The organism is Phormidium sp. CCY1219, from assembly GCF_055795085.1.
In genome coordinates this window covers 1-357 of the sequence record NZ_JAYFEQ010000279.1, presented here as the reverse complement: position 1 = coordinate 357, position 357 = coordinate 1, and the positions used below count along the sequence as shown (strand labels likewise).

The window sequence follows — 357 nt, the reverse complement described above, 5'->3', positions numbered from 1 at the left end:
TGGGATTTGGAGACCGGGATGGAACTGGCCACCCTCACCGGGCATAGTGACGATGTAAATGCAGTAGCTATCACTCCCGACGGGAAACGAGCGGTCTCGGCATCGTCGGATGAAACCCTGAAACTGTGGGATTTGGAGACGGGGACGGAACTCACCACCTTTACCGGGCGTAGTAAGACGGTAAGAGCAGTGGCTATCACCCCGGACGGGAAACGAGCGGTCTCGGCATCGTCGGATGAAACCCTGAAACTGTGGGATTTGCAGACGGGGAGGGAACTCACCACCCTCAGAGGGCATAGTGCGTGGGTAAATGCAGTAGCCATTACCCCCGACGGGAAACGAGCCGTCTCGGCATCC

At 58.0% G+C, this 357-nt stretch carries 1 protein-coding gene; it reads left to right on the top strand.

Annotated elements, in window-relative coordinates; genetic code table 11:
• Window positions 1-18: 18 nt before the first annotated feature.
• The coding region (locus AC0QH1_RS04115) for a WD40 repeat domain-containing protein (RefSeq protein WP_442957276.1) at window positions 19-357 on the top strand (339 nt) is incomplete at its 3' end.